Here is a 22290-nt window from a genome sequence, read left to right on the forward strand (position 1 = left end):
GCGTCGCGACTCACGTCGCTCCTACAAAAAGCGATGGCATCCCGCTCCGCCGGTTGGACGGCGGAGCGGGCGTTTCCTCAGAACTTCATCGTGAACTCGGCGCCGACGGTGCGCGGTTCGTTGATGAATCCGGTCAGGTTGTTGAAGTCGATCGCGCCGACGATGCGGGTCTGGTCGGTGATGTTGCGGCCGAACAGTGCCACTTCGTAGTCACCGTAGTTCCAGCCGTAGCCGATGCGCAGGCCGCCTTCCAGCGAGGACTTGCCGGTGAATTCCACCGACTCGTACAGGAAGAAGTTGACTTCGCTGCGATAGGCCCAGTCGGTGTAGAAGTACAGCTCGGCGCCGTCGCCCATCGGTACGCTGTAGCGCGCGGTCAGGTTGTGCACCCACTTCGGCGCCTGCGGCAGCGGATTGCCGTTGATGCGGGCGAAGCCATTGACGATCGGATCGGTGACCGTGCAACCGCCGCCGCACGGGGCGACGCCAAGATCCGCATCCTTGATCTCGGTGTCGTTGTAGCTGCTGCCGAAGGTCACCAGCAGGTTGTCCAGCACGTAGGCTTCCAGATCCAGCTCGAAGCCTTGGCCGATGGTCTTGTCGGCATTGAGCAGGTTGGCCTGGTTGGTACCACCGCCGACCGCGATCAGCTGCTGGCCGTCGACGTTGTAGCGGAACACGTTGAAGCCCACGCGCGCGCGCTTGTCCCACAGGTCCGCCTTGACGCCGGCCTCGTAGGAAATCACTTCCTCCGAGTCGGCCTTGGTCACGGTGCCGAAGGCCACGCGGCCCTGGATCGACGGCGCACGGAAGCCCTTGGCGACGCGGGCGTAGAAGTTCACGTTGTCGTTGAACGCATAGACCGCGCTGCCATCCCAGCTGACATCGTCCACGTCGGTGTGCTCGCGGAACGGACCGCCGATCGGCGAACCGCCGGGTACCGCCTGCAGCACGCTGGCGCTGAAGTCCTTCTTGTCCTGGGTGTAGCGCACGCCGCCGCGCAGCTTCAGCTTGTCGGTGGCCTGGTACTCACCGGAGGCGAACACCGCCCACGCCTTGTTTTCCTGCTCCTGGATCGCGTGGCCGCTCTGCGGATTGCCCGAGGCCAGCGAGTCGTAGTTGAAGCTGTCGATGCGGATGTCTTCCTTGAACCAGAACAGGCCGGCCTGCCAGTTGAACTTGCCGGCGTAGTCCGATTCCAGGCGGAACTCCTGGGTGAGCTGCTTGTGGTGCGGCAGGCCGTCGGCCGATTCGGACGGGAAGCGCGCGCCGATCAGCGGCTGGCCGGCGTCGATGCCGTCGGCCGGGTTGAAGTCGAAGGTGTACACGTAGCCGCCGTCGATGTCGCCGCGGTTGAGCGATTCGGCGGTCTCGTAACCGGTGATCGAATACAGGTTGTAATCGCCCAGATCCCAGCGCAGGCGGGCGCTGCCGCCCCAGGTGTCGAGCTCGGAGAAGTTCACGCCATCCGTGTACATCTTCTCCTTGTCGAAACCCGGCACGAAGTCATTCGTGCCCGGCTTGATGATGTTGGCGCGGAACAGGCGGGCGGTGCCGTTGAGGTGGCGCTTGTGCAGGTTGAACAGGCCTTCGAACGCGTCGCCCTCGTACAGGAACTGCACGCGCGCGGCGGATTCGTCGTAGCCCTCGGCACCGCGATCCGGGCCGGCCGGGTTCTGGTTCGTCACCCAGTCTTCCTTGCGCTGGTACAGCGCCGACACGCGCGCGGACCAGCGCTCGCTCAGCGGACCGCCGATGGCGCCCTCGAAATTCCACATGTTGTCGCTGCCGTAGGACAGCTGGGCATAGCCGTCCAGCTCGCGGGTCGGCTTGGCCGATTCGAACTTGACCACGCCGGCCGGGGTGTTGCGGCCGAACAGCGTGCCCTGCGGACCGCGCAGCACCTCGATGCGCTCCAGGTCGAAGATCGGGAAGCCCTTCAGCAGCGGGCTTTCCTGGACCACTTCGTCGTACACCAGCGAGACCGGCTGCGAGGCGTTGAGATCGAAGTCGGTGTTGCCCAGGCCGCGGATGTAGAAGCGCGGGAACGCGCGGCCGTAGGAGGATTCGATGTTGAGGCTGGGCACGCGCGCGGACAGGAAGCGGATGTCGTTGCCGCCGGAACCAAGCACGTCCAGCTTCTCGCTGCTGACGCTGGAGATGGAGACCGGGACGTCCTGGATGTTCTCGACCTTGCGCTGCGCGGTCACCTGCACGGTGTCCAGCGTGGACGCTTCGGTCTTGGGAGCGGTGGTGGCTGCTTCCTGGGCGAGCACACTGCCGAACGGCAGCAGCGCGGCGATGGCGAAGGCAAGGCGGTGCGGCCGCACGGCGGTGGAGCGGAGTCGGGACATGGCGATGGCTTTCCGGTGGGTGGTCGGGAGCGGCGGGCGCCGCCTAGCATGCGAATGTTGCATTACAGCAACAGGCGGGGCAATGGCCGGAAGTCCTGTTCATGCCGAAGGTAACGGCAATCCCGCCGCCCCGCGATGGCGGTCGCGTTCCGACCGTACCGGGCAGGACTTCCGGGTATGTCGCAGGCGGGGTCGCGCGGCTAGACTCGCGGCTCTTTCCACCCCCGGACACCCCTCATGAGCCAGTGGTATTTCCATAGCCCCAATGATCAGCAGCGGGTCGGTCCGCTGGACGACGAAGCCGCCCGCCGCCACGCCCAGCTCAACCCCGGCGCGCTGGCCTGGCGCGAGGGCATGCGCGAGTGGAAGGCGGTGCGCGAGGTGCCGGAACTGGGCGGCGGCGCCAGCACCCCGCCGCATGTGCCGCCGCTGCCGGGTTCCGGCGGACGCCGCGGTGCCGACGAGATCGATTTCCGCATCGTCGGCCACGACATGCAGTTCGTCGAGGTCGAGCTGGATCCGGGCGAGAGCGCGATCGCCGAAGCCGGTGCGCTGATGTTCAAGGACGGCACGGTGCAGATGGATACCGTGTTCGGCAACGGCTCGCACAGCGGCCAGGGCGGCGGCTTCATGGACAAGCTGCTGTCGGCCGGCAAGCGCGTGCTGACCGGCGAGAGCCTGTTCACCACGGTGTTCACCCATACCGGCACGGGCAAGGCCAAGGTCGCGTTCGCCGCGCCCTACCCCGGCACGGTGCTGGCGATGAAGCTGGACGAGCACGGCGGTCGCCTGATCTGCCAGAAGGACAGCTTCCTGGCCGGCGCGCGCGGCGTCAGCGTGGGCATCCACTTCCAGCGCAAGATCCTCACCGGCCTGTTCGGCGGCGAGGGCTTCATCATGCAGAAGCTGGAAGGCGACGGTTGGGTGTTCGTGCATGCCGGCGGCACCGTGGTCGAGCGCGAGCTGCAGGCCGGCGAGCGCATCGACGTCGACACCGGCTGCGTGGTCGCCTACCACGCCAGCGTGCACATGGACGTGCGTCCGGTCAGCGGTATCAAGAGCATGTTCTTCGGCGGCGAAGGTGTGTTCCTGGCCACCCTGACCGGTCCGGGCAAGGTCTGGATGCAGTCGCTGCCGTTCTCGCGCCTGGCCGGCCGCATGCTGCAGGCCGCGCCGCAGGCCGGCGGACAGGCGCGCGGCGAAGGCTCGGTGCTGGGCGGGCTGGGCCGGATCCTGGACGGCGACAACAGCTTCTGAGCAGGCACCGGCGGCGGGAGCGCAGCCACTCCCGTCGCCCCGAAGCCGGCTGGCTGCCAGGACAGCCTCGGGCAACCGGAGCCGCCGGTTGGAAGCCATTGAACCGCCGCGCGGTATCCTGCGCCGTCGATTTCCACTCCACCTGCACATTCATGAATCCGCTCCGCCCTCGCCTTTCCTGGCTGCTGCCACTGGTGCTGCTGGCCGCCTGCGGCGGCAATACCCGGCCATCGCCGCCGCCCGCCGCGGTGACGCCGGTCGCGCCGGTACCGCCACCGCCGCCGGTGAAGATCGGCATCGCCCTGGGCGGCGGCGCGGCCAAGGGTTTCGCCCACATCGGCGTGATCAAGATGCTCGAGGCCAATGGCATCCAGCCGGTGGTGGTTTCCGGCACCAGCGCCGGCAGCGTGGTCGGCGCGCTGTACGCCAGCGGCATGGATCCGTTCCAGATGCAGAAGCAGGCCTTCGCGCTGGATGAAACGAAAATCCGCGACGTGCGGCTGTTCTCCGGCGGGCTGGTGCAGGGCCAGGCCTTGCAGGACTACGTCAACGACCTACTGGGCAAGCGTCCCATCGAGAAGCTGAAAAAGCCGTTCGCCGCCGTCGCCACGCAACTGGAAACCGGACAGCGCACCGTGTTCGTGCGCGGCAATGTGGGCCAGGCGGTGCGCGCCTCCAGCAGCATCCCCGGCGTGTTCGAGCCGGTGGTGATCGGCAAGTCGACCTACGTCGACGGCGGCGTGGTCAGTCCGGTGCCGGTGGATGCCGCGCGCCAACTGGGCGCGGACTTCGTGATCGCCGTGGACATCTCCACCAAGGCGCCTGGCACGCGGCCGGGCAGCATGCTCGGCATCGTCAACCAGTCGATCACGATCATGGGCCAGAAACTCGGCGAGCAGGAGTTGGCGCGCGCGGACATCGTCATCCGGCCACGGGTCAACGAGATTGGTCCTGCGGATTTCGAGCAGAAGAACAACGCGATCCTGGAAGGCGAGCGCGCGGCGATGGCGGTGATGCCGCAGATCCGCGAAAAGCTGCAACGCGTGCAGCGCGAGCGCCTGGCCGCGCACACGGCGAAGACCGCGCCGGTCGTTCCGCCCAAGCCCGCGGACTGCGACGACGAGGGATTCCGCCTCGGCAAGCTGTGGGGCGGCAAGAAGAAATGCGAGTAGAGCGGAGCTTGCTCCGCTGAGCGTTTCCGGACCGGCGCCAATGCCGGGCAAGCTCGGCATCTACATGATGCCGCGTACCCGCCGCTAAGCCACCGCGCGTGCCAGGTTTTCCCTTGCGCGGGTTTCCAGCCGGTCGTGGAAATATGGCGTCGTGTACAGCCGTGGCCGCTCCAGGAATCCCTGCAGGATGGCGCGCCGCTTGCGCCGGAACAGCCAGCCGGGCACGAAGGCGTATTCCCGCCGGATCTGCGCTTCGTATTCGGCGAAGCGCGCCGTGTCCGCACCGAGGATGCCCAGATCGATATCCACCAGCAGCTGCGCGTCGGCATCGGCGGGAACCGCATCGTGCCGGGTGGCCATGATCAGCGCATGCACGCGATCGGCGACCGCGCGTTCCACCTCCGCGTCCAGCAGCGCCTCACGCGCCCAGTCCGCGCTGCGAGCCTCGTTGTCGGATCGCTTCACGTCGTAGATGGCGTCGTGGAACCACAAGGCCAGCGCGATCTCATCGGGATGTGGCGCCAGCGCGCGCGCCTGGTCGAAGGCCGCCAGGCATTCGCCGAGGTGTTGCAGCGTGTGGTAGTGGCGATGCGGTTCCTGGTAGCAGGCCAGCAGCCGCTCGCACCACGCCAGGCCATCACCGATCGCGCCGACGCCGCGCCATGCGCGCTGCCAGGACGATTGCAGATGCTGTTTCATCGTGCGAAGTCTACGCCTCTTGCCCACGCGTGATCCGCCCGCATCTCTGCCATCGAATCCCCCGCCGGAGTTCCCGCCGCATGTCCGTTTCCTCCCCTGCCGACCTGGCCGCCATCAACCACAAGATCGTCGCCGCGGGCGAAGTCCTGCCCGCGGTCACCCTGAAGGACGGCAGCCGCGTGCAGACCGGTACCGTGGCCACGCTGCTGCACAACATCACCCTGTACAACGCGGGCGAACGCGGCCGGGTGGAAACCGAACTGGCCGCCGCCATCCCGACCCTGTTCAAGGTCGGCCTGTTCGATCTGTTCCCGCCGGCCGAATGGATCGCCGGCGACAATCCCGGTCGGCGCCACGTGGGCGAACTGGCATTGGCGCACCGGGACGGCGCGCGCGTGGAAAGCGGCGACGCTTGACCGCGCTGGAGACGCCATCCGTCTAGAGCAGGCGGATCCATTGCCGCAGCACGGCTTCGAACGCGGCCTGGCGACGGCGCAGATCCGCCATGTCGGCGAAGACCACCCGCGCGCGATCCGGTCCCAGCCATTCCAGCAAGCCGTCGGGATCATCAATCGCGGGTTTTCGCTCCGGCGCCCGCGTCTTCGCGCCCAGATGCAGGATCACGCCCATGCCCTGTTTCGCACGCAGGTGGGTGGTGGCGAAGTATTCGTCCAGGCGCCAGCTCGGCGCATTCCATTTGACGCCTTCGGCGATACGCGCGTCCACGCCGGTGATGATCCGGCGCAGCGCTTCCAATTCCGCCTTGCAGGGATGATCCAGCGCGGCCATGTAGGCATCGACGGCGTCCGTGGTGTCGGTGGTCTTGCGGTGCATGGCGGCGACGCTCCTGTCACCCGGGATCGGGCCCGCGGATTATTCCGGTTCCACCCGGCCCAGGTCATGCTGCGCCCGCGCTTCGGCCAGTGCGGCGTGGTGGCGCTCCGCCCAACGGTCCAGCCCGACCAGCGTGCGGTCCAGCGAACGCCCCAGGTCGGTCAGGCGATATTCCACGCTCGGCGGCACCGTGCCATGGTCGATGCGTTCGATCAGGCCGCTGCGCTCCAGTTCGCGCAGGTTCTGGGTCAGTACCTTCTGCGACACGCCGTCGATGCGCCGAAGCAACGCGTTGTTGCGCACCGCGCCGCGCGCCAGTTCGGTGAGGATCGGCAGTGCCCACTTGCCCGCGAGCAGGGTCATCACCGCCTGCGACGGGCAGGCGCCGCTTGCGGTTTCCGGCTGTTCCGGCAGGGCTGGCTGAGCGCTGTCCACAGGCACCTCGAAGTGCGTACTTGTACGGTAGCCAGTGTGTGGTCAGGCTGGGCGCCCTTCAAGTGAACCGGAGTCCGCGATGGCGTGGTGGCTGCTGATCCTTGCCGGCCTGATGGAAATCGTCATGGCCGGCGCGCTCAAATCCGCGCAGGGATGGACGCGTCCCCTGCCCGGCGTCATCGGCATCGTCGCGGCGCTGGTCAGCATCTTCCTGCTGACCCACGCCATCCGCGATCTGCCCACCGGCACCGCCTACGCGGTGTGGACCGGGATCGGCGCGATCGGCGTCGCCGCGCTGGGCATCTTCGCCTACGGCGACAGCCCGTCGCCGGCGCGGCTGGGCTGCATGGCGCTGATCCTGCTCGGCATCATCGGCCTGCGCTGGCTGGAAGCGTAGGACGCGCGCCTACGCTTCGTAGTCGTCCAGGTACACCGGCGGCAGCGCTTCGGCCTCATGCAGCCATTCGCGCACGGTGGGCCGGGACAACAGGCGTTCGCTCCAGTCGATGGCATGCGGCCAGGCGCTGGCGTCGACATCGTGCGCGAACAATCGCCACAGCACCGGCACGAACGCCAGATCCGCCAGTGACAGCGCGCCACACAGATAGGGCCCGCCGCTGTGCATCAGCGCCTGCTGGCAGGCGGCCAGGATGCGCCCGGCCTCGGCCTGTTCCTGCGTGGTCATGCGCCGCCGTTGCGGATAGAAAGCGCTTTCGAACGACAGCCGGCCACATAGTCCGGACAACCCAGGCGAGCAACGCTCGCGCCCGTGCGCGAGCGAGGATGTCGGCGGGCAGCAGTGGCGAAGCACCCAGTTCACTGGCGTATTCCATGATCGCGAGCGAGTCGTAGATGACGGTCTCGCCGTCCACCAGCACCGGCACGGCGGCCGGCGGCGAGAACACCGCGATGCGGGCGAGGTTCTCGAACCGCTGCGGCTTGCGGATGTCGACGATGCGTTCCTCGAACGCGATGTCCTGTTCGCGCAGCGCCAGCCACGCGCGGAACGCCCAGCTGGAGGCGTTGCGGGTGCCACTGTAGAGGATGCGGCTCATGCGCCGAGGTCGCCGTAGGGTCCGGCCACGACCACGACATAGCCATCCGGATCACGCAGCCAGATCTCGCGATGCTGCGCGTTCGGATTGACCTTCGGTCCTTCCAGCACCTCCGCACCGGCCTGTTCCACGCGCCGGATCGCGGCATCGAAGTCTTCGGCCAGGAACCACAGCAGCACACCATTGCCGGGCGCGATATCCGGCTGGCCCAGATGCGGGTGCGCATGCGCTTCCCAGCGGTGCAGTTGCAGGATCATCTCGCCGTCGGCCATCAGCTGTTCGTACTCGTCGCCGCCGTGACCGCTGTCCAGGCCAAGCGCGGCCTGGTACCAGCGCCGGCTGGTCGCAACATCCCGCACCGCGATCAGTGGCTGCGGTTTCATGCCGTCGCCTGTGCCAGACCATGGCCGCCGACGGGCGCGGTCTCGAAATGTTCGCCGAAGCCGGCGATCAGCGGCTTGGCGCGGGCGATCACCTGTTGCACCGCCGGCAACGACAGGGAGGCCTTGTGGCTGGCGGCGCTGTCCCAGACCTCGGTGATCCAGATGCCATCGGCGTCGGCCGGGTCGCGCGCGACGATGTAGCTCAGGCAACCGGGCATGGCGCCGACTTCCTCCAGCATCAAGGCGATCAGCGCTTCGCGCTGGCCGCCCACCGCTTTCATCTTGCCAATCAATCCATACATCGGGGGTTCTCCATGGATATGGGCCGGCAGTCGTGCGGATACGAGCATCAGTGCCGCGCCGGTCCCGGCCAACAGATCGCGGCGTTTCATTTCACGGCTCCGAAGGCTTTCGATCGGAGGGATGGTTCACGCCATCCTCGACCGGCACTTCGCCCAGTGCGAACGGGTTGACGCCATCCAGGCAACCGACGTTGTAGCCGTATTCGTTGGGATCGGAGCGGCGCTGGTGGTGCGTGTAGATGCCGCAACGCGAACAGAAGTAGTGCCGCGCGACCTTCGTGTTGAACTGGTACAGGGTCAACACGTCCCCGCCCTGCACCACCCGCAGGCCGGACAGTGGCACCGAAGCGACGATGGCACCCTTGCGTCGGCACAGCGAGCAGTCGCAGCGGCGCGGTTTGACGATGCCGTCTGGCAGATCCAGCTCCAGCACCACCGCGCCGCAATGGCAGCGCGCGCGATGCGTGGCCTGGATGGGTACACGGCCGACTTCCCGGATCATGCCGTGCCTGCCTCTCGTTCCGACGCGCCGCGCCGCGGGGACGCCAGTTTATTACGATCGTGATGAGCGACGTGGTGGCGCATCAGGTATGGGTCAACATCAACCGATAGCCATCCGGATCGGCCAGCGGGAACTCGCCCCGCGGGCAATAGAACGGATGGCTCATCGGACCGACCGGCCACCCCTCGGCGCCCAGTCGCGCATGCACCACCGCGATATCGTCAAAGTACAGATAGAACAGGATTCCCTGCTTGCCCGCATCGACCGACTCACTGGCCTTCGTCAGCATCAGCTGCCCTGCCCCGCCCTCCAGCCAGGCCCACACCGGCGCGCCATCGTCGTCGGCACCGCCCGGTGCATGAGTGTTGCGTAGCTCGAAACCCAGCCGCGAATAGAACGCCAATGAACGCGCCATATCGGCGACCTGGAGCATCGCGACCAGGTTGCGGGGCGGAACCGGAGGTGGAGCGCTCATCTCGGACTCCCTGCCGCGCATGCGGCGTCAACGCTTGAAGTCGGTCGGACGCTCGAGCTGGTAGATGGCGTCCTGGATATCGTCCAGCTTCGCCACAAGCGCGGCCTGCGCGTCGTACAGGCCGCGATTGTAGTAATAGGCGCCGACCTCCCGGGAGAAGAAATCGAGCAGGAATTCGGCGTCGAACCGGCCGATGGCCTGTTTCAGCTCTTCACTGAAGTACAGCTGGATCCGATTGACGATCAACGCCTTTTCTTCCGTGGAAAACTGGATTTCGCTCATGGTGTCCGCATCACTCTTCGAGGCGCGCGACCCGCGCCGGCAACGGAAAGGAGATCGCCTGCGGCATGCGTCAGGGCTGCACCGGCAGGATCGACTCACACCACCATCATCACGCAACCGATCTCACCCAATGCGATCGGCATGCCCGCGCGGTTCCCGCGTCATGCCTTTGCATCGGCTTCCGGCGGCTCCAGTCCCCGGAACATCACGTACGCATCCACCCAGCCCAACCGCTCGTGGCGGAACGCGCCGGGCAGTGTCCCGACGATGTCGAAACCGAGCCGGCGATAGAGTTCCACCGCGCCCCCGTTGGTACTGACCACGTAGTTGAACTGGATGCCGCGGAACCCGGCGGCGCGTGCACGGGCCAGGCTGTGCTCGACCAGTCGCCTGCCCACGCCCCGGCCCTGCATGGCGGGCGCGACCGCGTAGGTGGCGCTGGCGACATGCGCACCCCGCCCGGCGTGGTTGGCCCCCAGCTTGTACATGCCGATCACCTCGCCGCCCTGCTCCGCCACCGAGGCGGCATGGGCGCCGAACCAGTGCTCGCGAAAGGTGTCGCGATCGAAACCCTCGTCGAACGGCAGTGCGTCGCCCGGCGCGATCACCGCGCGGAAAATCGTCCACATGGCGTCGAGGTCGCCGGTCGTGGCGGGCCGGATGTGCAATGTGTCCATTCAATCTCCCGGGAGCGTTCTCATGCCTTCGGCAGCGGCCAGCCACCGAAGGCTTTCACGGTGCGCAGCACGAAACTGGAATTCACGTCGGCGACGCCGCTGGCGTCGAGCAGCTTGTCCAGCAGGAAACGCGAGAAGTGTTCCAGATCCTGCACCACGACGTGCAGCAGGTAGTCCATGTCGCCGGTCAGGGCGTGGCAGGTGACCACTTCATCCCAATGCTGCACGTTGTCGGCGAACAGGGCGATGCCGCTCTGGCCATGCTTCTCCAGCTGCACGCGCACGAACGCCTGCAAGCCCAGGCCGACGCTCTGCGGTTCCACCCGCGCGGCGTAGCCGGTGATGACCCCGGCCGCTTCCAGCCGCTGGATCCGGCGCAGGCAGGCCGAGGCCGACAGGTTCACCTGGGTGGCGATGTCGGAGTTGGGGGCCCGGCCCTGCTGCTGCAGCAGGGCCAGCAGGCGCAGGTCGGTCCGGTCCAGGGTTACGGATTCGGCCATTTGTTGCCTCGCAACATGATTCTACGCAACAAGATTGCGCCAATGACCCCTATGTGCGCAACTTTGCAAGCCCATTGCGCGGTCCCGGCGCTAGCATGCGATCGCAGGACTTGCCCTGCCAGGAGCCCACCATGAACGAACCCCGCCGCGTCGAGCACCAGCAGACCGACAAGGGCTATGTGCCGGTCTACACGACCGCCGTAGTGGAGCAGCCGGCCGACTATCCGGCCGCCGACCACGACACCTGGGGCAAGCTGTACGAACGCCAGCGCGCGCTGCTGATCGGCCGCGCCTGCGACGAATTCCTGCGGGCGCAGGACGCGATGGGCATGAGCCCGGACCGCATCCCGCGCTTTGACGAACTCAACCGGGTGCTGAAGGCGACTACCGGCTGGACCCTGATCGGCGTCGAGGGCCTGCTGCCGGAACTGGACTTCTTCGATCACCTGGCCAACCGGCGTTTCCCGGTCACCTGGTGGATTCGCCGCCCCGACCAGATCGACTACATCGCCGAACCGGATCTGTTCCACGATCTGTTCGGCCACGTGCCGCTGCTGATGAATCCGGTGTTCGCCGACTACATGGAGGCGTACGGCAAGGGCGGGGTGAAGGCGCACGGCATCGATCCGGAGGCGCTGGTCCACCTGACCCGGCTGTACTGGTACACGGTGGAATTCGGCCTGATCAACACGCCCGGCGGACTGCGCATCTACGGTGCCGGCATCGTCTCGTCGAAGGGCGAATCGCTGTACTCGCTGGAATCGCCGGCGCCCAACCGGATCGGTTTCGATCTGGAGCGGCTGATGCGCACCCGCTACCGCATCGATACCTACCAGAAGACCTACTTCGTCATCGACAGCTTCGATCAGCTGATGAACGCCACCGCGCCGGACTTCACCCCGATCTACGCGCGCCTGGCCGACCAGGAGGCCATTCCGGCCGGCGACGTGCGCGAGGGCGACCGGGTGTTCACCCGTGGCACCGGCGAAGGCTGGCTGGCCGACGGCGACGTCTGACCCGGCCGTCCGATTCCCCTGTAGGAGCGACGTCAGTCGCGACCGCACCATCAGGCCCGCCGTCTGTTTCCAACAGCGGGCTGGCTTCATGGTCTTCCAGGGATGCAGGTGGTCCGGAGACTCCGGTCGCGACTGACGTCGCTCCTACAGGGTACGGCGGGACTCTAGAATGCACGCATGACGCATCTACCTCGTGCCACGCTGGCGCTGGCCCTTCTCGTCGCCTTGCCGGCGGCCGCGCAGGACACCGCGCGCACCCTGGACCGTGTCACCGTGCAGGCCGCTCGCCTGGAGGGTGTCTCGGCGTTCGACACGCCTGCCTCGCTCGATCTGATCGATCTGCGCGAGGATGCCGCCACCGCCGGGGTAAACCTGTCCGAGCGCCTGGGCGGCGTGCCCGGACTGCTCGCGCGTGACCGGCAGAACTACGCGCAGGACACCCAGTTGTCGATCCGCGGTTTCGGCGCGCGCGCGACCTTCGGGGTACGCGGGGTGCGGCTGTATGCCGACGGCATTCCGGCCACGCTGCCGGACGGGCAAGGCCAGCTGTCGCATTTCAACCTGATGGGTGCCGAACGGGTGGAAGTGCTGCGCGGTCCGTTCTCGGCGCTGTACGGCAATTCCTCCGGCGGAGTGATGCAGTTGTCCAGCGCGCGCGGCGAAGCGCCGGGCGAACTGCGGGTGCGGGGCTCGGTGGGCAGCCATGCGACCCGCACGCTGGGCGCGCAATGGTCAGGCGCGCAGGACGGAGTGCACTACAACCTCGCGGCCAGCATTTTCGACACCGACGGCTACCGGGACCACAGCGCGGCGCGGCGCGAGTCGTTCAACGGCAAGCTGGGTTTCGATCTGCCAGGCGAGGGCACGCTGGATCTGGTGTTCAACCATTTCGATTCGCCGCGCGCGCAGGATCCGCTCGGCCTGACCCGGGCACAGTGGCGCGCGGACCCGGCGCAGGCGATCGCCGCCGCGCACCAGTTCAACACCCGCAAGTCGGTGCGCCAGGATCAGCTCGGGCTGGTACTGGATCAGCCGCTGGCCGCCGGTCATCGCCTGCGCGCGACGGCCTATGCCGGCAGCCGCGATGTCGAACAGTTCCTGCCGCTTCCCGTCGGTGCGCAGGGCAATCCGCTCAACAGCGGCGGCGTCATCGATCTGGGCAATGACCAGGCCGGCATCGACGCGCGCTGGTCATGGCAGGGCGAACTGGCCGCACGGCCGTTCGAGGCCACCGTGGGCGTGAATGCGGACCGCCAGCGCCAGCACCGGCGCGGTTACGAGAATTTCATCGATGCGGAGTGGGGCGTGCGGGGCCGGCCGCGTCGCGACGAACGCAACCGGGTGGAGAACGTGGACCAGTATGCGCAGGCGTGGTGGCGCTTCGCCGATCGCTGGTCGCTGCTCGCCGGCGCGCGCCACAGCGCCTTGCGGTTCGCCTCGCGCGATCATTACGTCACCGCCACCAACCCCGATGACAGCGGTCGCGTGCGCTATGCCGAGACCACTCCGGTCGCGGGCGTGATGTTCGATGCCGGCGCCGACTGGCGCCTGTACCTGTCGAGCGGACGTGGTTTCGAGACCCCGACCTTCAACGAACTCGGCTATCGCGCCGATGGCGGTGCCGGGTTGGCGCTGGACCTGCGTCCGGCGATCAGCCGGCACTGGGAACTGGGCAGCAAATGGCGCTGGTCCGCCGGCGACCTGGCGTTCGCGCTGTTCCGCGCCGACACCGACGACGAGTTGTCGGTCGCCAGCAACCTGGGCGGGCGCAGCACCTACCGCAACGTGGGGCGTGCGCGACGGCAAGGCGCGGAGGCGAGCATGCGCGCGTCGTTCGGCGAACACTGGCAATGGCAGGCCGCCTGGACCTTGCTGGATGCCGAGTTCCGCGACGGCTTCCTGACCTGCGCACGCAGCGGTTGCGCCGTGCCGGACATGCCGGTGAAGGCGGGCGCCACGATTCCCGGTATCGCGCGCCAGCAGTTCTTCGGCCGGCTTGAATGGCGTTCGGAGACCTGGAGCGCGGCCGCCGAAGCCGTCGCCCAGGATCGGGTGGGCGTGAACGATATCGGCAGCGAGCAGGCCCCGGGCTACGCATTGCTGCACCTGGAAGCCGCGCGCCGCTGGCGATTCGGCGACGATACGCTGCGCGCGTTCCTGCGCGTGGACAACGCGCTGGACCAGCGTTACGCCGGCTCGGTGATCGTCAACGAAGGCAACAGCCGTTACTACGAGCCCGGACCCGACCGTGGATTCCTGCTGGGCCTGGAGTGGCGCAAGATGCCCTGACGCCCCTCAGGCATCCGAAGGCGGCGGGCCGACCCGGCGGAAGTACGCCTCCAGGCCATGCTCGGGATCGTCGGCGAAGATCTCGCCGGTCTCATCCAGTTGAAGGATGCGGTCGGGACGGAAGTTGCGGAAATCGCGGCGGAAACGGCACCAGGCCCCGAGCGTCCAGCTGCCGCCCCAGAACGCCAGGCACAGCGGCTCGATGTCGCGCCCGGTTTCCTCGCCGGAATGATCGGCGTAGCGGAACCGCAGCACCCGGCGCTGCTCGATGGCTTCGTGCAGGCGATCCAGCAGGCCGGTGGATTCGAAGCGATCCTTCAGTTCCGGCGCGTAGATGCGGGTGCGCTGCGCACGCGCCTGCAGATCCGGCGGCAACACCGCCTGTATTTTCAGCAGTGCCGAGCGCGCGCCGACGGACAGGCGCTTGCCGCCGAAGGCACGGACGAAGCGCGTGCCGACCACCAGGGCTTCGAGTTCGTCGGCGTTGAACATCAACGGAGGAATGTCCGCGCCCTTGCGCAGCAGATAACCGATGCCGGCCTCGCCTTCGATCGGCACGCCGGACAATTGCAGGTCGGCGACATCGCGATAGACCGTTCGCAGCGAGACCGCCAGGGTCTCGGCGAGGGTACGGGCGGGCAGGGCGGTGCGGCGTCCACGCAGGGCATGGATGATCAGGAACAGGCGGTCGGCGCGGCGCATGTCGGCATCATCCCTTGCCGGCGCCGGGGGACGCAAAGGGACGCACGCATCTCACGCCTCCCCGCCGGGACGCGAGTCGCGCCCCATCCGCGAACGCGCGGTGGGCGCCAGCCGCAGCAACTCGGTGCGATGCGGCTGCGCGCCGATCCGCCAGGCGGCCTGGAGCTGGCGATCGCAGCGTTCGTGGGTGGCTTCGTCGGCGAACTGCAGGAGACAGGCGAACACGTGCTCGCCCTCGCGCACCGGCAGGGCGGCGTAGTCGTTCGGCGCGGCGCTGCTCACCAGCGTGCCAAGCACGCGCGCCTGCATGTCCTCCAGCCATGGCCGTTGTATCTGTTCGAAATGATCCCGCCACTCCTGGCTCACCGGCGCATCGAAATGGTGCAGGCAGATGACGACGCGGGCCTGCTCCGGCGCGGCCGCGTCCATCGGCGGCGGCGGCGTCGACACCCGCAACGCCGGGCCCGGATGCGCGGGCTGCAGCAGCAGCACGTTGTCCGAATCGATCATCGTCGCGTTGGCGGCATCGCGATTCGCGCGCCAGGCCTGTCCCTGGTAGAACCGCGCCAGTGCCTCCCGCCGCGTCGCCATGTCGGCGAATCCGCGCAACCAGACGAAGCGATCCGGATCGTCCAGATCGCGGAACTGGCCCAGCAGGTGCATCCCGGCCGCTTCCTGGGTTTCGATGAACTCGCGTTCGAACAGGGTGATCAGTTCGTCGCGCCGGCCCGGGTGCAGGGTGTACTGGCGCAGTTCGATCACGCCTGGAACCGCGGTGGCGACCGGCGGGACAGCGAGGGGACGGGAAGGGCGGGCCGTCGTGGGGGAGAGGGTATCCAGCATCACGTCACTCCTGGCGCAGGGCATCGACAACGGTGGTGTCCATCTCGATCACCACCGACAGGTATTCCTCGATCAGATCGAGCACGGCCTGGCGCGGTCCATCGCGCCATTGATCGCTGCCGTAGAAGGCGTCCTGCTCGCGCTGGCGCGCGTCCAGATCCGCGTAGGCACGGATCAATAGGTAGGACGTGCGGTCGTGCGGGGACGGCCCGTGCCGGACCACGTCCATCGGCCAGCCGCGCAGCATCGGCATGACCGTGGCGGTGATCAGCCGGTGGAAGTCTTCGCGCGTGCCGGGGCGCAGGCGATAGCTGCGGAACTCGACGGCCCGGGTGGAAACCGACGCGCTCATGCGGCCTCCCGGCTCAGGTACATGTGCCAGTTGGTTTCCCAGTGGCCGCCACGATCCGGCGAGAACGCCTGCTCCCAGTGCGCGCTGTCCGGCTGGATCTCGTGCCAGCGGAACCGCACCCACACCTCGCGGCCCTTGTGGCGATCGCGGCCATGGAAGGTGCCGACGCCGTTCTCGAATCGGCCGATCACCGGCGGTTCGAGCAGGCCCTGGAGGTTGTTGGCCCAGTACAGGCTCCACTGCCGCTGGAGCGGGTCGTACAGGCGCAGGGTCATGCCGCGATAGCCACCCGACCAGTCGGTGACGAACTCGTCCATGTTGCCGACGCCGCCCAGCACCGGACCGCATTGCTGGCGCGCCTCGAAGTGTTCCCATTCCTCGCACCCGGCCAACCGCTCCTTCAGCCGCACGTTGCGCACCCGCCAGCGGCCGTGCAGGAAATCGAAGTCGTGCCGGCCTTCCGCGGGCAATGGGTGGCCGGGCGACGCCGGATAGACAAGCTGGTCGCCGCTCACCAGGCTACGTCCCAGGCCGGCAACGTAGGCGTGGAAGGCGCGCGGCAGCAGGTCCTGGGCGCGCGCGGTCAGACTCCGGGGGCTCATGCGTATTTCCTCCTGAAAATGGCAGGGGTCCATCCTGATGCGGGGCTGCTGACAACGTGGTGTCAGCAGCCATCGACCTGCCGGAAGTCACGACTTGCGCGATGCCCGTGGCGTCCGCCAGCGGCGGCAGGCAGCATGTCCGCATGCGCGAACGCCTGAAGCTGCTGCTGCAACCCCTCAATCTGTCCGGCGTCCTGACCTGGGCGGCGGTGATGCTGGCGATGCGCGGTGAGACCGGCGGCCTCGACGGCCCGCGCCTGGGTACGCTGCTGGCGTTCCTGGCCGCCTTCCTGCTGCTGGATCAGCCCGGCGTCGGCCGGCGCCTGCGCGATGCGCTGTTGTGGCTGCAACTGCTGCTCGCCTTGCTCATGATCGAACTGGCGCCACGCACCGGAACCGCGCCGGTCCTGCTGGTGGTGGTGGCCGCGCAACTGGCGATGACCTGGCGCCCGCTGCATGCGCTGCTGGTGATGCTGGCGGCGAACCTGGTGTTCGGCCTGCTGATGGTCCGTGCCGGGCACGACGCGGCCTGGTTCATGGTCGCCATCTACGGTGGCTTCCAGGCCTTCGCCGCGCTGATCGGCCACTACGCGCGCAGCGCCGAGAACGCCCGCGATCGCCTGGCGCTGGTCAACGCCGATCTGCTCGCCACCCGCGCGTTGCTCGCCGACAGCGCGCGCGACGCCGAGCGCCTGCGGGTGGCGCGCGAGCTGCATGATGTCGCCGGGCACAAATTGACCGCGATGAAGCTCAACCTGCGCGCGCTGGCTTCCGATCCCGCGCTGGCCGGACGTCCGCAGGTGCGCTTGAGCGAGCAGCTGGCCAGCGAACTGCTGGAGGACATCCGCAACGTGGTCCAGGCGCTGCGCGATTCGCGCGGGCTGGATCTGGAAACCGCGTTGCGCGCATTGGCCGCGCCGTTGCCGCAGCTTCGCATGCAGCTGAACATCGGCGAGGACGCGGTGATCCGGGATCCGCAGCTGGCCGAGACCGTGCTGCGGATCGTGCAGGAAGCCATGACCAATGCGGCGCGCCATGCCGGCGCGGCGACGTTGTGGGTCGAACTGCGGCGCGAGGGTTCGCGGCTGTGGCTGCGGATCGCCGATGATGGCCAGGCCCCGGCGCTGCTGCGCGAAGGCAATGGGCTGGCCGGCATCCGCGAACGGGTCGCCGCGGTCGGCGGGGATCTGCGCATCGGCCGCGGCCTGGCCGGCAACCTGGAACTGACCGTGGAGTTTTCTCATGAGTGATATGTCCGGATCCGCGATCGTGCGGGTCGCGCTGGCCGACGATCAGGCCCTGGTCCGCGCCGGCCTGCGCGCGTTGCTGGACGGCCCGGACGAAATCCGGGTGGCGTTCGAGGCCGAGGGCGGCGCGGAATTGCTCGAGCGGCTCGCCGACAGCCCGGTGGATGTGATCCTCAGCGACATCCGCATGCCCGGCGTAGACGGCATCGACGCGCTGCTGCGACTGCGCGCGCGCGGTGACCGGACACCGGTGCTGTTGCTGACCACCTTCGATGACCGCGACCTGCTGCTGCGCGCGGCCGAAGCCGGCGCACAGGGATTCCTGCTCAAGGACGCGGCGCCGGAAGACCTGCGCGCCGCCATCCGCCGGGTCGCCGCCGGCGACACCCTGCTGCAGCCGGTCGCCACCGATCCGGTGCGCGCGCGCTACCGGTTCCACGACGAGAGTCCGTCCAGCGATCGTTTCAGCGAGCGCGAAGTCGCGATCCTGCGCCTGCTCGCCGGTGGCTACTCCAACAAGGAAATCGCGCGCACGCTGTTCCTCGCCGAAGGCACGGTGAAGAACTACGTCTCCAACATCCTCGACAAACTCGGCACCCGCGACCGCACCCGCGCCGTGCTCAAGGCGATCACCCTGCGGATCATCTGATCGGACTCTCCTTGTGGGAGCGACGTGAGTCGCGACGATTCCGTGTCTGATTGGATGACGGTCGCGACTCACGTCGCTCCCACAAGTAAGGAATTCCCCGCTCAGGTCAACACCAGCACCGCCAACCCCGCCGCCAGCGCGGCCAGCAATCCAGCCGCGACACGCATGCCGTAGGCGGCGCCGCCACTGATCCAGGCGATCACCGATTTGGTCGCCAGGCTCGCGCCCAGCAGCGCCAGCATCAGCCAGCGCGCCTCGATGTCGCTCAGGCCGCCGCGGGCGAACTGGTTGGCCAGCGTCGCCACCGCCGCGTGCAATTCGGCGGTCGCCGAGATCACCGCCGCGGCCATCGCGCCACGCGGCCCGATCCATGCCGCGAGCGCGGCCGACACGAACGTCAGCACGGCCACCACCAGCGCGAATCCCAGCGCCTGTCCGAACCGGAACATCCGGCTTTCCGCGGTCGGCGGCGCGGCGGGATCGTCGCGTCCCGCGCGCAGGCCCAGCAGGCCGCCGGCCAGCAACACCGCGCCGATCGCGGCCAGCTCGGGCCACAGGTCGATGACCAGCGGCGGCGACACCGCCCACAGGATCGGCACGCACAGACTCAATGACGCCAGGTTGGACAGCAGTGCCGCGGCCACCGTCGAGGACAGCAGCGCGGGGGTTTCCCGCGCCCGCTGGCCGAAACCGATCACCGCCGCGGTGGAGGACACATAGCCGGCGAAGAATCCCGCCGCGGCCAGGCCCCAGCGGTTGCCGATCAGGCGCAGCGCGACATGGCCGAGCGCACTGACTGCCATCACCAGCACCACCAGCTTCCACAGGGTCGCCGGGTTGATGGCCTGGAACGGACCGATCGCCTCGTCCGGCAGGATCGGCAGGATCACCAGCGCCGAGGCCAACAGCAGCAGGCCGTCGAATACCTCGCGTTCGCTCAGCACCTGGCGGGTCAACCGGTGCAGAGGCTCCTTGGCGTACAGCAGCAGTGCCGCGACCACCGCCAGTCCGGTCGCCAGCGGCGGCGACTGCATCGCCAGCGCACCCAGCAGGGCGGTCAGGAGCAGGGCGACCTCGCTGGTCAGGCCGGCATCGTGGTCGCGCGTGCCCAGGTAGGCCAGGGCGGCCAGGACCACCACCCCGGCCAGCATCACCAGCAGCACCGGCAGGCCAAGCTGGGCGGCAACCGCCGCGCCCAGTGCGGTCAGGGCGTGGGTGCGCAGGCCGGCGATGGCGCGCGCCTCGCCCCCGGCGCGCTCGCGGACCAGGCCGATCAGCAGGCCCAGGCCCAGCGCCGAAGACAGGGAAAGCCATACCGCCGGGGGGGTCGGAATCAAGGTGTGCCCTCGGATCCATGAAATTGGTCTTGCATTGGTCCGCAATGTCCGGACAATGCGCGGTTCTTCCGCCCGCCATCCTGCCATGCCCACGCCCACCGCCCATACCGTCTCCCTCAGCCGCTACCTGATCGAGGAACAGCGCGCCGGCCGCATCGACGCCGAACTGCGCCAGCTGATCGCGGTGGTCGCGCGGGCCTGCACCAGCATCTCCATCGCGGTCAGCAAGGGCGCGCTGGGCGGGGTGCTGGGCGACGCCGGCACCGGCAACGTCCAGGGCGAGGCGCAGAAGAAGCTGGACGTGCTGAGCAACGACATCCTGCTGGAGGCCAATGCCTGGGGCGGCCACCTGGCGGCCTGCGCCTCGGAGGAAATGGAGCACAGCCAGCCGATCCCGGACGCCTATCCGCGCGGCGGCTTCCTGCTGCTGTTCGATCCGCTGGACGGCAGTTCCAACATCGACGTCAACGTCTCGGTCGGCACCATCTTCTCGGTCCTGCGCAGCCCCGAGGGCGTGAGCCGGCCGGGCGACGAGCATTTCCTCCAGCCGGGACGCCGGCAGGTCGCCGCCGGCTACTGCATCTACGGGCCCAGCACGATGCTGGTGCTGACTACCGGCCACGGCACTCACGCCTTCACCCTGGACCGGGAACAGGGCGCGTTCGTCCTGACCCAGCGCGACATGCGCATCCCGGAGGACACCCGCGAGTTCGCCATCAACGTCTCCAACCAGCGTCACTGGGAGCCGGCGATGCAGGCTTACGTGACCGACCTCCTGGCCGGCAAGGAAGGCCCGCGCGGCAAGGATTTCAACATGCGCTGGATCGCCAGCATGGTCGCCGACGTGCATCGCATCCTGACCCGCGGCGGCATCTTCATCTATCCCTGGGATCGCAAGGAACCCGGCAAGCCGGGCAAGCTGCGCCTGATGTACGAGGCCAATCCGATGGGCATGCTGGTCGAGCAGGCCGGCGGCGCGGCCAGCACCGGGCGCGAATCCATCCTCGATCTGCAACCCGACCACCTGCACCAGCGAGTGCCGGTGTTCCTGGGCTCGCGCAACGAGGTGGAAGCGGCCGCGCGGTATCACCTCGGAGCCCGCTGATCCCCGCACCTGACCTGTGGGAGCGGCGTCAGTCGCGATACTTTCCGGAGACGGGATTGATACGGTCGCGACTCACGTCGCTCCCACAAATGCCTTGGCCATTCAGAACAGCTCCCCCTGCGGCGAGGGCGGCCGCGGTGGCACGAACTTGCTCACATCCAGTCCCTGGTGCCTGCGCCGATCGAAACCCAGTCGCCGATAGGCCAAATCGAAGCGGCGCGCCAACAGCTCCGCATACACCCCGTCGCCGCTGAATCGCTTGCCGAAGCGGGCGTCGTAATCCTTGCCGCCGCGCAGTTGCTGGATGGTGCTCATCACGTGTTCGGCGCGCTGCGGCAGGTGGGTCTGCAACCAGTCACGGAACAGGGGCGACACCTCGTGCGGCAGGCGCAGCAGCACGTAGCCGGCGGAATCGGCGCCCGCATCCCGCGCCGCCTCCAGCACCGCTTCCAGCTCCGCATCGTTCACCCAGGGGATCACCGGCGCGAACATCACCCCGACCGGAATGCCGGCCTCGCTCAGCCGGCGCACGGCGCGCAGGCGCGAATGCGGCGCCGACGCCCGTGGCTCCAGCCGCGCGGACAGGTGGTTGTCCAGGGTGGTGATCGAGAAATACACCTGCACCAGGTGTTCGCGCGCCATCGGCGCCAACAGATCCAGATCGCGCTCGACCAGCGCATTCTTGGTGATCAGCGAGAACGGATGCCGGGTTTCGGCTAGCACCTCGATGATGCGCCGGGTCAGGCCCAGTTTCCGCTCGGTCGGCTGGTAGGCGTCGGTATTGATGCCCAGCGCGATCGGGCTGCACCGGTAGCCCGGCTTCGCCAGCTCCTTGCGCAGCAGTTCCGGCGCGTTGGTCTTGGCGAAGATCCGGGTCTCGAAGTCCAGGCCGGGCGACAGGTCCAGATAGGCGTGGCTCGGCCGGGCAAAGCAGTACGAGCAACCATGCTCGCAGCCCCGGTAGGGATTGAGCGATTGCTGGAACGGGATGTCCGGCGACTGGTTGCGGCTGATGATGCTGCGTGCGCGCTCCTCGGTCACCCGGGTCGCCGGCGAGGACGCGATCTCGTCCTCGCGGTCCCGCTCGTGCCAACCGTCGTCCTCGGCCTGCGCCGTGGTCACGGCGAACCGGCCGGGCAGGTGTCCCGTGGAACCGCGGCCTTTGATCATCTCGCCCATCCATGCAGGTTACGCCGCCGGCGTCTCAGCGGCGGCGACACC

The 22290-nt window shown here is 68.1% G+C and carries 27 protein-coding genes and 1 pseudogene; 9 read left to right on the forward strand and 19 right to left on the reverse strand.

Features of this window, described 5'->3' with window-relative positions:
• Positions 1 to 77: 77 nt before the first annotated feature.
• Positions 78 to 2354, reverse strand: a complete 2277-nt coding sequence (locus tag IQ458_RS04320; protein ID WP_203322035.1) for a TonB-dependent receptor — start codon at positions 2352 to 2354, stop codon at positions 78 to 80.
• 237 nt (positions 2355 to 2591) lie between these two features.
• Here IQ458_RS04320 and IQ458_RS04325 point away from each other — a divergent pair, with 237 nt between their 5' ends.
• Together IQ458_RS04325 and IQ458_RS04330 are read left to right on the forward strand one after the other, a co-directional pair.
• Positions 2592 to 3611 (forward strand): TIGR00266 family protein, encoded by a 1020-nt coding sequence (locus IQ458_RS04325; protein ID WP_203322036.1) that lies wholly within the window; start codon positions 2592 to 2594, stop codon positions 3609 to 3611.
• A gap of 152 nt (positions 3612 to 3763) precedes the next feature.
• Positions 3764 to 4783 carry a patatin-like phospholipase family protein gene (locus IQ458_RS04330; protein WP_203322037.1) on the forward strand — a complete coding sequence of 340 codons (1020 nt, stop codon included), beginning with the start codon at positions 3764 to 3766 and terminating at the stop codon, positions 4781 to 4783.
• An 84-nt stretch (positions 4784 to 4867) separates the two neighbouring features.
• On the opposite strand, the gene IQ458_RS04335 is transcribed toward IQ458_RS04330, so the two are convergent.
• The gene (locus IQ458_RS04335) at positions 4868 to 5482 is read right to left on the reverse strand and encodes an HD domain-containing protein (protein ID WP_203322038.1); all 615 of its coding nucleotides are present in this window, start codon (positions 5480 to 5482) and stop codon (positions 4868 to 4870) included.
• Positions 5483 to 5562: 80 nt separating this feature from the next.
• On the opposite strand from IQ458_RS04335, the gene IQ458_RS04340 reads away from it, so the two are divergent.
• Positions 5563 to 5898 (forward strand): DUF7709 family protein, encoded by a 336-nt coding sequence (locus IQ458_RS04340; protein ID WP_183639899.1) that lies wholly within the window; start codon positions 5563 to 5565, stop codon positions 5896 to 5898.
• A gap of 22 nt (positions 5899 to 5920) precedes the next feature.
• On the opposite strand, the gene IQ458_RS04345 is transcribed toward IQ458_RS04340, so the two are convergent.
• Positions 5921 to 6316, reverse strand: a complete 396-nt coding sequence (locus IQ458_RS04345; protein ID WP_203322039.1) for a DUF1801 domain-containing protein — start codon at positions 6314 to 6316, stop codon at positions 5921 to 5923.
• A gap of 39 nt (positions 6317 to 6355) precedes the next feature.
• The gene (locus tag IQ458_RS04350; RefSeq protein WP_328805077.1) at positions 6356 to 6751 is read right to left on the reverse strand and encodes a winged helix-turn-helix transcriptional regulator; all 396 of its coding nucleotides are present in this window, start codon (positions 6749 to 6751) and stop codon (positions 6356 to 6358) included.
• 79 nt (positions 6752 to 6830) lie between these two features.
• Here IQ458_RS04350 and IQ458_RS04355 point away from each other — a divergent pair, with 79 nt between their 5' ends.
• Complete coding sequence (locus IQ458_RS04355; protein WP_183639895.1) at positions 6831 to 7148, forward strand: DMT family transporter; 318 nt, start codon at positions 6831 to 6833, stop codon at positions 7146 to 7148.
• A 9-nt stretch (positions 7149 to 7157) separates the two neighbouring features.
• On the opposite strand, the gene IQ458_RS04360 is transcribed toward IQ458_RS04355, so the two are convergent.
• From IQ458_RS04360 to IQ458_RS04400, 9 genes and pseudogenes are all read right to left on the reverse strand, one after another.
• Positions 7158 to 7436: a glutathione S-transferase family protein gene (locus tag IQ458_RS04360; RefSeq protein WP_203322040.1), complete on the reverse strand. Its 279-nt coding sequence runs from the start codon at positions 7434 to 7436 to the stop codon at positions 7158 to 7160.
• 190 nt (positions 7437 to 7626) lie between these two features.
• A pseudogene (locus tag IQ458_RS19960) lies at positions 7627 to 7806 on the reverse strand (thioredoxin domain-containing protein); the annotation flags it as partial.
• Positions 7803 to 8189 carry a VOC family protein gene (locus IQ458_RS04370; RefSeq protein ID WP_203322041.1) on the reverse strand — a complete coding sequence of 129 codons (387 nt, stop codon included), beginning with the start codon at positions 8187 to 8189 and terminating at the stop codon, positions 7803 to 7805. The pseudogene IQ458_RS19960 and the gene IQ458_RS04370, both read right to left, overlap by 4 nt.
• Positions 8186 to 8581, reverse strand: a complete 396-nt coding sequence (locus IQ458_RS04375; RefSeq protein ID WP_235996616.1) for a putative quinol monooxygenase — start codon at positions 8579 to 8581, stop codon at positions 8186 to 8188. Before IQ458_RS04375 ends, IQ458_RS04370 begins: the two co-directional genes overlap by 4 nt.
• A 1-nt stretch (position 8582) precedes the next feature.
• A complete protein-coding gene (locus IQ458_RS04380) occupies positions 8583 to 8993 on the reverse strand; it encodes a GFA family protein (RefSeq protein WP_203322042.1) in 411 nt (136 codons plus the stop codon).
• An 82-nt stretch (positions 8994 to 9075) separates the two neighbouring features.
• The gene (locus IQ458_RS04385; RefSeq protein WP_203322043.1) at positions 9076 to 9468 is read right to left on the reverse strand and encodes a VOC family protein; all 393 of its coding nucleotides are present in this window, start codon (positions 9466 to 9468) and stop codon (positions 9076 to 9078) included.
• A 27-nt stretch (positions 9469 to 9495) separates the two neighbouring features.
• Positions 9496 to 9750 carry a DUF2164 domain-containing protein gene (locus tag IQ458_RS04390; protein WP_203322044.1) on the reverse strand — a complete coding sequence of 85 codons (255 nt, stop codon included), beginning with the start codon at positions 9748 to 9750 and terminating at the stop codon, positions 9496 to 9498.
• Positions 9751 to 9911: 161 nt separating this feature from the next.
• The gene (locus tag IQ458_RS04395) at positions 9912 to 10427 is read right to left on the reverse strand and encodes a GNAT family N-acetyltransferase (RefSeq protein WP_235996617.1); all 516 of its coding nucleotides are present in this window, start codon (positions 10425 to 10427) and stop codon (positions 9912 to 9914) included.
• 20 nt (positions 10428 to 10447) lie between these two features.
• Positions 10448 to 10927 carry an Lrp/AsnC family transcriptional regulator gene (locus tag IQ458_RS04400; protein ID WP_183639883.1) on the reverse strand — a complete coding sequence of 160 codons (480 nt, stop codon included), beginning with the start codon at positions 10925 to 10927 and terminating at the stop codon, positions 10448 to 10450.
• A 131-nt stretch (positions 10928 to 11058) separates the two neighbouring features.
• Between IQ458_RS04400 and phhA the strand changes: the two genes are divergently transcribed.
• Positions 11059 to 11943 carry a phenylalanine 4-monooxygenase gene (gene phhA, locus IQ458_RS04405; protein WP_203322045.1) on the forward strand — a complete coding sequence of 295 codons (885 nt, stop codon included), beginning with the start codon at positions 11059 to 11061 and terminating at the stop codon, positions 11941 to 11943.
• Positions 11944 to 12120: 177 nt separating this feature from the next.
• Positions 12121 to 14232, forward strand: coding sequence for a TonB-dependent receptor family protein (locus tag IQ458_RS04410; protein ID WP_203322046.1), 2112 nt, complete (start codon positions 12121 to 12123; stop codon positions 14230 to 14232).
• A 6-nt stretch (positions 14233 to 14238) separates the two neighbouring features.
• Here the strand turns inward: IQ458_RS04410 and IQ458_RS04415 are convergent, their stop codons facing one another.
• From IQ458_RS04415 to IQ458_RS04430, 4 genes are read right to left on the reverse strand one after another with little or no spacing between them, the layout of a single operon-like run.
• Positions 14239 to 14934, reverse strand: coding sequence for a helix-turn-helix transcriptional regulator (locus tag IQ458_RS04415; RefSeq protein WP_183639877.1), 696 nt, complete (start codon positions 14932 to 14934; stop codon positions 14239 to 14241).
• A 51-nt stretch (positions 14935 to 14985) separates the two neighbouring features.
• On the reverse strand, positions 14986 to 15777 hold the full coding sequence (locus tag IQ458_RS04420; protein ID WP_203322047.1) for an NIPSNAP family protein: 792 nt from the start codon (positions 15775 to 15777) through the stop codon (positions 14986 to 14988).
• Positions 15778 to 15781: 4 nt separating this feature from the next.
• Positions 15782 to 16129, reverse strand: coding sequence for an NIPSNAP family protein (locus tag IQ458_RS04425; RefSeq protein WP_203322048.1), 348 nt, complete (start codon positions 16127 to 16129; stop codon positions 15782 to 15784).
• The gene (locus tag IQ458_RS04430; protein WP_203322049.1) at positions 16126 to 16731 is read right to left on the reverse strand and encodes a hypothetical protein; all 606 of its coding nucleotides are present in this window, start codon (positions 16729 to 16731) and stop codon (positions 16126 to 16128) included. Before IQ458_RS04430 ends, IQ458_RS04425 begins: the two co-directional genes overlap by 4 nt.
• Positions 16732 to 16832: 101 nt before the next feature.
• Here IQ458_RS04430 and IQ458_RS04435 point away from each other — a divergent pair, with 101 nt between their 5' ends.
• Together IQ458_RS04435 and IQ458_RS04440 are read left to right on the forward strand one after the other, a co-directional pair.
• Positions 16833 to 17981 (forward strand): sensor histidine kinase, encoded by a 1149-nt coding sequence (locus IQ458_RS04435; protein ID WP_425504631.1) that lies wholly within the window; start codon positions 16833 to 16835, stop codon positions 17979 to 17981.
• A gap of 1 nt (position 17982) precedes the next feature.
• Positions 17983 to 18627, forward strand: a complete 645-nt coding sequence (locus IQ458_RS04440; RefSeq protein ID WP_203322102.1) for a response regulator — start codon at positions 17983 to 17985, stop codon at positions 18625 to 18627.
• A gap of 101 nt (positions 18628 to 18728) precedes the next feature.
• On the opposite strand, the gene IQ458_RS04445 is transcribed toward IQ458_RS04440, so the two are convergent.
• Complete coding sequence (locus tag IQ458_RS04445; protein WP_192198271.1) at positions 18729 to 19964, reverse strand: MgtC/SapB family protein; 1236 nt, start codon at positions 19962 to 19964, stop codon at positions 18729 to 18731.
• An 85-nt stretch (positions 19965 to 20049) separates the two neighbouring features.
• Between IQ458_RS04445 and IQ458_RS04450 the strand changes: the two genes are divergently transcribed.
• Entirely contained in the window at positions 20050 to 21069 is a 1020-nt protein-coding gene (locus IQ458_RS04450; protein ID WP_203322050.1) for a class 1 fructose-bisphosphatase, read from the forward strand.
• Positions 21070 to 21171: 102 nt separating this feature from the next.
• Here IQ458_RS04450 and IQ458_RS04455 read toward each other — a convergent pair whose 3' ends face one another.
• On the reverse strand, positions 21172 to 22248 hold the full coding sequence (locus tag IQ458_RS04455) for a PA0069 family radical SAM protein (protein ID WP_203322051.1): 1077 nt from the start codon (positions 22246 to 22248) through the stop codon (positions 21172 to 21174).
• Positions 22249 to 22290: the final 42 nt, after the last annotated feature.

Origin of the sequence: Pseudoxanthomonas beigongshangi (assembly GCF_016820515.1) — a bacterium.
Taxonomy (GTDB): domain Bacteria; phylum Pseudomonadota; class Gammaproteobacteria; order Xanthomonadales; family Xanthomonadaceae; genus Pseudoxanthomonas_A; species Pseudoxanthomonas_A beigongshangi.

Excerpts from the sequence above, each read along its gene's own strand:
- IQ458_RS04435 (WP_425504631.1), top strand. The coding sequence starts at position 16,833 with ATGCCCGTGGCGTCCGCCAGCGGCGGCAGGCAGCATGTCCGCATGCGC.
- IQ458_RS04430 (WP_203322049.1), bottom strand. The coding sequence starts at position 16,731 with ATGAGCCCCCGGAGTCTGACCGCGCGCGCCCAGGACCTGCTGCCGCGC.
- IQ458_RS04395 (WP_235996617.1), bottom strand. The coding sequence starts at position 10,427 with ATGGACACATTGCACATCCGGCCCGCCACGACCGGCGACCTCGACGCC.
- IQ458_RS04390 (WP_203322044.1), bottom strand. The coding sequence starts at position 9,750 with ATGAGCGAAATCCAGTTTTCCACGGAAGAAAAGGCGTTGATCGTCAAT.
- IQ458_RS04370 (WP_203322041.1), bottom strand. The coding sequence starts at position 8,189 with ATGAAACCGCAGCCACTGATCGCGGTGCGGGATGTTGCGACCAGCCGG.
- IQ458_RS04345 (WP_203322039.1), bottom strand. The coding sequence starts at position 6,316 with ATGCACCGCAAGACCACCGACACCACGGACGCCGTCGATGCCTACATG.
- phhA (WP_203322045.1), top strand. The coding sequence starts at position 11,059 with ATGAACGAACCCCGCCGCGTCGAGCACCAGCAGACCGACAAGGGCTAT.
- IQ458_RS04410 (WP_203322046.1), top strand. The coding sequence starts at position 12,121 with ATGACGCATCTACCTCGTGCCACGCTGGCGCTGGCCCTTCTCGTCGCC.
- IQ458_RS04360 (WP_203322040.1), bottom strand. The coding sequence starts at position 7,436 with ATGACCACGCAGGAACAGGCCGAGGCCGGGCGCATCCTGGCCGCCTGC.
- IQ458_RS04330 (WP_203322037.1), top strand. The coding sequence starts at position 3,764 with ATGAATCCGCTCCGCCCTCGCCTTTCCTGGCTGCTGCCACTGGTGCTG.
- IQ458_RS04380 (WP_203322042.1), bottom strand. The coding sequence starts at position 8,993 with ATGATCCGGGAAGTCGGCCGTGTACCCATCCAGGCCACGCATCGCGCG.
- IQ458_RS04425 (WP_203322048.1), bottom strand. The coding sequence starts at position 16,129 with ATGAGCGCGTCGGTTTCCACCCGGGCCGTCGAGTTCCGCAGCTATCGC.
- IQ458_RS04400 (WP_183639883.1), bottom strand. The coding sequence starts at position 10,927 with ATGGCCGAATCCGTAACCCTGGACCGGACCGACCTGCGCCTGCTGGCC.
- IQ458_RS04455 (WP_203322051.1), bottom strand. The coding sequence starts at position 22,248 with ATGGGCGAGATGATCAAAGGCCGCGGTTCCACGGGACACCTGCCCGGC.
- IQ458_RS04335 (WP_203322038.1), bottom strand. The coding sequence starts at position 5,482 with ATGAAACAGCATCTGCAATCGTCCTGGCAGCGCGCATGGCGCGGCGTC.
- IQ458_RS04340 (WP_183639899.1), top strand. The coding sequence starts at position 5,563 with ATGTCCGTTTCCTCCCCTGCCGACCTGGCCGCCATCAACCACAAGATC.
- IQ458_RS04440 (WP_203322102.1), top strand. The coding sequence starts at position 17,983 with ATGTCCGGATCCGCGATCGTGCGGGTCGCGCTGGCCGACGATCAGGCC.
- IQ458_RS04355 (WP_183639895.1), top strand. The coding sequence starts at position 6,831 with ATGGCGTGGTGGCTGCTGATCCTTGCCGGCCTGATGGAAATCGTCATG.
- IQ458_RS04415 (WP_183639877.1), bottom strand. The coding sequence starts at position 14,934 with ATGCGCCGCGCCGACCGCCTGTTCCTGATCATCCATGCCCTGCGTGGA.
- IQ458_RS04385 (WP_203322043.1), bottom strand. The coding sequence starts at position 9,468 with ATGAGCGCTCCACCTCCGGTTCCGCCCCGCAACCTGGTCGCGATGCTC.
- IQ458_RS04420 (WP_203322047.1), bottom strand. The coding sequence starts at position 15,777 with ATGCTGGATACCCTCTCCCCCACGACGGCCCGCCCTTCCCGTCCCCTC.
- IQ458_RS04375 (WP_235996616.1), bottom strand. The coding sequence starts at position 8,581 with ATGAAACGCCGCGATCTGTTGGCCGGGACCGGCGCGGCACTGATGCTC.
- IQ458_RS04320 (WP_203322035.1), bottom strand. The coding sequence starts at position 2,354 with ATGTCCCGACTCCGCTCCACCGCCGTGCGGCCGCACCGCCTTGCCTTC.
- IQ458_RS04325 (WP_203322036.1), top strand. The coding sequence starts at position 2,592 with ATGAGCCAGTGGTATTTCCATAGCCCCAATGATCAGCAGCGGGTCGGT.
- IQ458_RS04450 (WP_203322050.1), top strand. The coding sequence starts at position 20,050 with ATGCCCACGCCCACCGCCCATACCGTCTCCCTCAGCCGCTACCTGATC.